This is a genomic window from Rhizobium sp. SJZ105, from assembly GCF_007828365.1.
Lineage (GTDB): Bacteria > Pseudomonadota > Alphaproteobacteria > Rhizobiales > Rhizobiaceae > Agrobacterium > Agrobacterium tumefaciens.
This window is the reverse complement of sequence record NZ_VIUP01000033.1, coordinates 1-4,819: the sequence shown is the minus strand read 5'-3', so window position 1 is coordinate 4,819 and position 4,819 is coordinate 1. Positions and strand designations below refer to the sequence as shown.

The following is a 4,819-nucleotide window of genomic DNA, read 5'->3' as shown; positions in this document are numbered from 1 at the left end:
CAAACATGTCAGAAACGGGATGCTGTCGCCCGTCGAGTTCGAAAAGCAGCAGAAACCCTAACCTGAGGGTGTCTACGAAACTCGGGGCTATTCACAGCGCACTACGCGGGCGGCCGGTTGCCCTTCCTTGTGCCATCAGCTCTCCCCAAACGAGGGCTGCCTTCTCGTCAAACGAAAGGATGCGACCTGCGAAGAGTGACAGCGGCCCCTCCTTGCCTCCAACCAAGTTTCGAGAGCAGTTCGCTTTTTACCCTCCGGCTTCTCGAGTATTTCTCGGTGTATCGCGGCGATAGTGTGAGACGCGATGAACAAATCATCGTCAAATTGTTCAGCCATCCATGTCAACAATGACGCTGAAGGCTCTGGTTTCGTGATATTGCTGAGAATATTGGTGTCGAGCAAATAGCGCATTACAAATCGATCTCGCGACCTTCTTCGCGTGAACGGGGTGTGTCGAGATTTGCTCCAACCAATGGTGATCGGCGGAGTGCCGCGACAATCCCTCCTTTTTTCGGCGGCTCTCCAGCGAGAGTTTCGCTTACAAAGGCTCGTAAATTGGCTGCTTCCGGGCCATCTTCGGCCAATCGGCGCGCAAGTGATCTAATCAGGCTGCGATCACTATCGCGCCCGAGCACCTCAAAACGAGCGAGACCGCGGTCGCCCAGGCGGCTTCTATATTTCTGAATTGCGCGTGTCTGAGAGCTAGCCATCTGATCCTCCAGATATTTCCAGTAATAAAGCTGGATATCGAGGTTTCGACAAGTCGTCAGGAGGAATGATATTGGCGCAGCTAGAGTTTGATTAGAATATTGCGGTCGTCACTTCGTATCCCCTCACATCAGGATTTTTGTCAATTGTTCATTCGAGTGGCATCGAATTTCTCCTTCGTAGGCGGATCCACGGTCTGAGCCCATAGCAATTACCGGCCCGGTTCTCGGGCCTATACAACCTCACATCCGGTCGCCGCTCTCACGCGGCTGCACCATTATCCCGCTTTCGACGGGCACGGGCTCAGGAGAACGGGACCAAACTCAAGGTCGGCGTTTGAAGCCAAAAGGATACCCGGTCCGTTCACCTGGATCCGTCAGGGCTGATCAGGCCCTGAGGATTAGAAACTGTGTTTCGCAGCAGTTTGTCTTTCAGGCGGTTTTCATGATGGCACCTTCGATGACGACGCCGGAGCTCACATACTTCCAGAGGGTCACGAGCAGCTTACGCGCGAGCGCAACGATCATCGGCGTCTTTAAACGGCCGGCGTTCCGAGCGATGCGTTCCTTAAACCATAGCGTTAAAGTCGATTTCGGTTGGTGTCGCAGCCATAGCCAGGCGAGTTCGACCATCGTTGCCCGCAATCGCGGATTTCCCGCTTTCGAGACCCCTTGTTCACGATTGACGTTGCCGCTTTGCCAAGGGGAGGGCGCAAGACCCGCATAGGATGCGATTTGCCGCCGATTGTCGAAGTGTCGGAACAAGCCTTCCGTGTAAAGTATCGTAGCGAACTCTGGGCCTATTCCTTTAATGCCTAAAAGCGCGGCCGCCTCTTTCGGCGTTTCCGGCGTCTCCTGAACAATCAAGGCATCTCGCTCGGCTTCAACAGCCTTGATTTGTGTGAGCAACAATTCGAGGCGATCGAGTTCTCTGCAGATTTCCCCTTTCAAATGCTTTGAGAGTGGCCGACCATCGCCAGTCCGAAGTTCTTCCAGGCGTTGGCGGCGATCTCGATTGACAGGTTGGTAATCCCGAATTCCTTGCGTGAAGAGCAGCCCCTTTATGCGGTTGACGTGGAAGACACGTTCCGCAATCAGAGTTTTCCGCTCCCGTCCAATCCGTCGATTGTCGTCTTCCTCGGGTGAGAGAAGTTTGACCATTGAGCACGCGCGAGGTTCGCCACGTTTCCATGCCATCAATGCGCGGATCAGCGTTTCGCCGTCGATACGGTCGGTCTTCGCCCGGCGATGCCGGCGCGGCATGGCAATTGATGCGGCTTCTACAATGTGGCTCTCGATCCAAGCCTCCTTGCTGAGCACTCGTCCCAGCCAGAAGCCATCCAGCCCGGCCTCCTGGATCACCACCAGTGGGTAAACTATGTTCTTTCGCCGAGTGGCTTTCTGACGAAGCGCTGCAAAGCATGCGAACAAGCCGGCAATATCCCCTCCAGTAACGGAGTGGCGAGACATCTTCTCGCTGCCAGGGGACAGAGTTGTCACCAGCCAGGTCGATTTACTCAATTCCAACGAGACGAATATTGCGCCAAGATCGACGGGAGTAGTGATCTGCGATTGAGTTTGATCTGCTGTTATCGGCATGATTGGCCTCCAGAGAGTTTTCAAGCGACCTCACTCTGCCATGGTGCAGGCCGCTACTCACCCCTGATGGGATCTCAAGAGCTGCGGGAAGTGAGCAGCATCTGGCGTCGCCGCTCCAGTGCTCCGCCAAGTCGTTAGCCGTCATACCCAGAGAGGCGTCAGGCGGCAGAGTAAAGGTTCCTCCGCCGCCCGGTCCACTGCCCAAAGGTCAGATAATACCAGCAGCGCGTGCCAATTCGACTGCATCTGGACCGGCAGGGAAGCGAAGCTGACCAGCGGTGTCCGCGACCGCGGCCCAGACCGCCTCGGCAACGTCGGTTTCCTTCGTTGTCAGTGCGGGCTTTGCGAAGGAGGCAAAGATTGGAGCTGCAAAATCGGCATAGGCTGGCGGGATCATGTCCTCGATGCGCACCGACGTGTTTTCTGTAAACCGCGTTGTGGGAGCGTAGCCTGGCTCGACCAGCTTGGTGCGAATACCAAAATAGCCGAGCTCGTGTGCCAATGATCCGGTGAAACCTTCAATCGCCTGCTTGCTGGCCTTGTAGGCTGCTGCAAGAGGCATGTCAGCCAAGGTGACGCTGGACGTCACGTTAATGATCGCGCCGGAACGGCGTTCGCGCATCTGCGGGATCACCGCTTGGGTCATGGCCATCAGGCCGAAGGTGTTGGTATCGAAGATCTTGCGAATATGCGACATGGACGTTGCTTCGAAAGCGCCGACAACGCCGATTCCGGCATTGTTGACCAGAACGTCGATCGGGCCGGCGGTCGCAACCGCGGCTGCGATGCTGTCAACGCTCGTGACATCCAGTGGCAGGATGCGAAGTGACGTCGAGCGCGGGAGGACATCCTCACGCGGCGTACGCATCGTGGCGATGACGTTCCAACCGTTTGCGAGGAAGTGACGAGCCGTCTCCAGGCCGTAGCCAGAGGAGCAGCCCGTAATTAGAATGGTTTTCATTGGAACCTCCAATTTGTTTTTAGGATGGTTCCTTCTAAATCTGATAACTAAGACGAACCATAATCGATCGTCCTTTATGCGTTTTGTATCGTCCTAATCGCGCTGTTTGTTGGCTCTTCATTTCTTCTCTGAATTGGCGATGACCAAAGTGATCTAGGTCGCACCTGCCATCCGCGCAAATTCACTCGGTGGACACCCGACCCTCTGACTGAACGCAGTGCTGAAGGCGCTGGCAGATTGGTAGCCCACCTTTTCGGCGACTTCCTCTAACGATCTCCGGCTATGTCGCAATGTGTCCTTGGCGATGGCCATCCGCCATCTGAGAAGGTACTCAACGGGTGCGAGGCCAACAGCCGCAGAGAATTTCCGGGCAAAGGCCGAACGCGACATTCCGGCTCGTTGTGCTAGCTCGGCGATCGTCCAGCCGCGGCGGACGTCTGAATGAATGTCGCTGATGGCCCGAGCAAGCTGGGGATCGGAAAGGCCACGCAACATTCCGGGGTTTGGAAGTGTCGAGGCTTCGCGCCGCAACGTTTCGATAAGCAGGACCTCCAAAAGCCGCGACAAAATGAGGTCACTTCCAGCCCGGGAGTTGGCCGCTTCATCACGTATGTAAGCGATGAGGTTGCCGAGACGGGCTCCGATTCCCTCTTCAGCGCGGACATGGACAAGCGTGGGCAGCAGCTCTGATAACAAGTCGGCATTCGTTGGATCGCAGAGTATGCACCCGCCAATAATACGCGTCGGAGTTTCCGACCCAACCTGGCCGACCCTAATTTCTCCGTCGACCGTGTTGAGCGCCTTGAACTCTTCATCGGAGAATACGATCTCTTGGTCAGGCCGGCTGAAGAATGTGTCGGCTGTGGGATTTCCCGACAGGATAAAATCGCCAGTCTCCAGCGACGATGTTTCGCCATGGCTGGCGCGAAACTGCGCCGAGCCTTCCATAATAAAATATAACATTGGACCAGATTGCGGCGGAACCTGAACTCCCCAATCTCCATATGCCACCATGCTGCCCATGAGGACTGTCTTAGGTCTTAGCAGTTGCACTACGTCGGTCAAAGCATCCATTCTGCACGACCCATAATTTAGAATACGATTTCATTATCAAATGGACTTTCTTGGTTGTCCATGGCCTAAGACAGCGGTGTTGTGAGAATGCCAGAAATCACCCACCATGGTGACGCGGTTTTCGACGGCAGTGCCAGTCCGCATAAGGCGGTACGGCGGAGGCATAGATTTCAGATGCGGGCCCGCTAGCCCCGGGCTGTCGGTCTCGGTTTCCGGCTTTGCTGTCGCCATGCTCAAACCTTCTGCGTCAACCCTTTTTACCGGTCTTGCGGGAGGCGAACGGCTTTCGCGCTGCTCGCTACAGCTGAATAGGCGCGCTGAGCGGTCAATGTCTGCGGCATGGGCTGCCTGAGGATGATCCTGGCAGCGCGCGGCGACCTGCATCCGACGCTTGCTCTCGCCCGTGCCTGCACCGCCTATGGCGGCTATGTCGTCAACGAGCTGGATGCTTCGATCAAGGGACTGATCTATGCGCCCT

The 4,819-nt window shown here is 56.0% G+C and carries 4 protein-coding genes and 1 pseudogene; all 5 read right to left on the bottom strand.

What is annotated here, in order from left to right; genetic code table 11:
* Positions 1–94 precede the first annotated feature (94 nt).
* Positions 95–411: pseudogene (locus FB593_RS28040) on the bottom strand (VapC toxin family PIN domain ribonuclease); the annotation flags it as partial.
* Positions 411–710: a hypothetical protein gene (locus tag FB593_RS28035; RefSeq protein WP_080850283.1), complete on the bottom strand. Its 300-nt coding sequence runs from the start codon at positions 708–710 to the stop codon at positions 411–413. The pseudogene FB593_RS28040 and the gene FB593_RS28035, both read right to left, overlap by 1 nt.
* 429 nt (positions 711–1,139) lie before the next feature.
* The gene (locus FB593_RS27265) at positions 1,140–2,306 is read right to left on the bottom strand and encodes an IS110 family transposase (protein ID WP_145167644.1); all 1,167 of its coding nucleotides are present in this window, start codon (positions 2,304–2,306) and stop codon (positions 1,140–1,142) included.
* A gap of 208 nt (positions 2,307–2,514) precedes the next feature.
* A complete protein-coding gene (locus FB593_RS27260; protein ID WP_013637034.1) occupies positions 2,515–3,267 on the bottom strand; it encodes an SDR family oxidoreductase in 753 nt (250 codons plus the stop codon).
* A gap of 153 nt (positions 3,268–3,420) precedes the next feature.
* Positions 3,421–4,290, bottom strand: a complete 870-nt coding sequence (locus FB593_RS27255) for an AraC family transcriptional regulator (protein ID WP_321186353.1) — start codon at positions 4,288–4,290, stop codon at positions 3,421–3,423.
* Positions 4,291–4,819: the final 529 nt, after the last annotated feature.

What these genes read in the sequence shown, in the direction of transcription:
- FB593_RS28035 (WP_080850283.1), bottom strand. Translation starts at nt 710, where the DNA reads ATGGCTAGCTCTCAGACACGCGCAATTCAGAAATATAGAAGCCGCCTG.
- FB593_RS27265 (WP_145167644.1), bottom strand. Translation starts at nt 2,306, where the DNA reads ATGCCGATAACAGCAGATCAAACTCAATCGCAGATCACTACTCCCGTC.
- FB593_RS27260 (WP_013637034.1), bottom strand. Translation starts at nt 3,267, where the DNA reads ATGAAAACCATTCTAATTACGGGCTGCTCCTCTGGCTACGGCCTGGAG.
- FB593_RS27255 (WP_321186353.1), bottom strand. Translation starts at nt 4,290, where the DNA reads ATGGGCAGCATGGTGGCATATGGAGATTGGGGAGTTCAGGTTCCGCCG.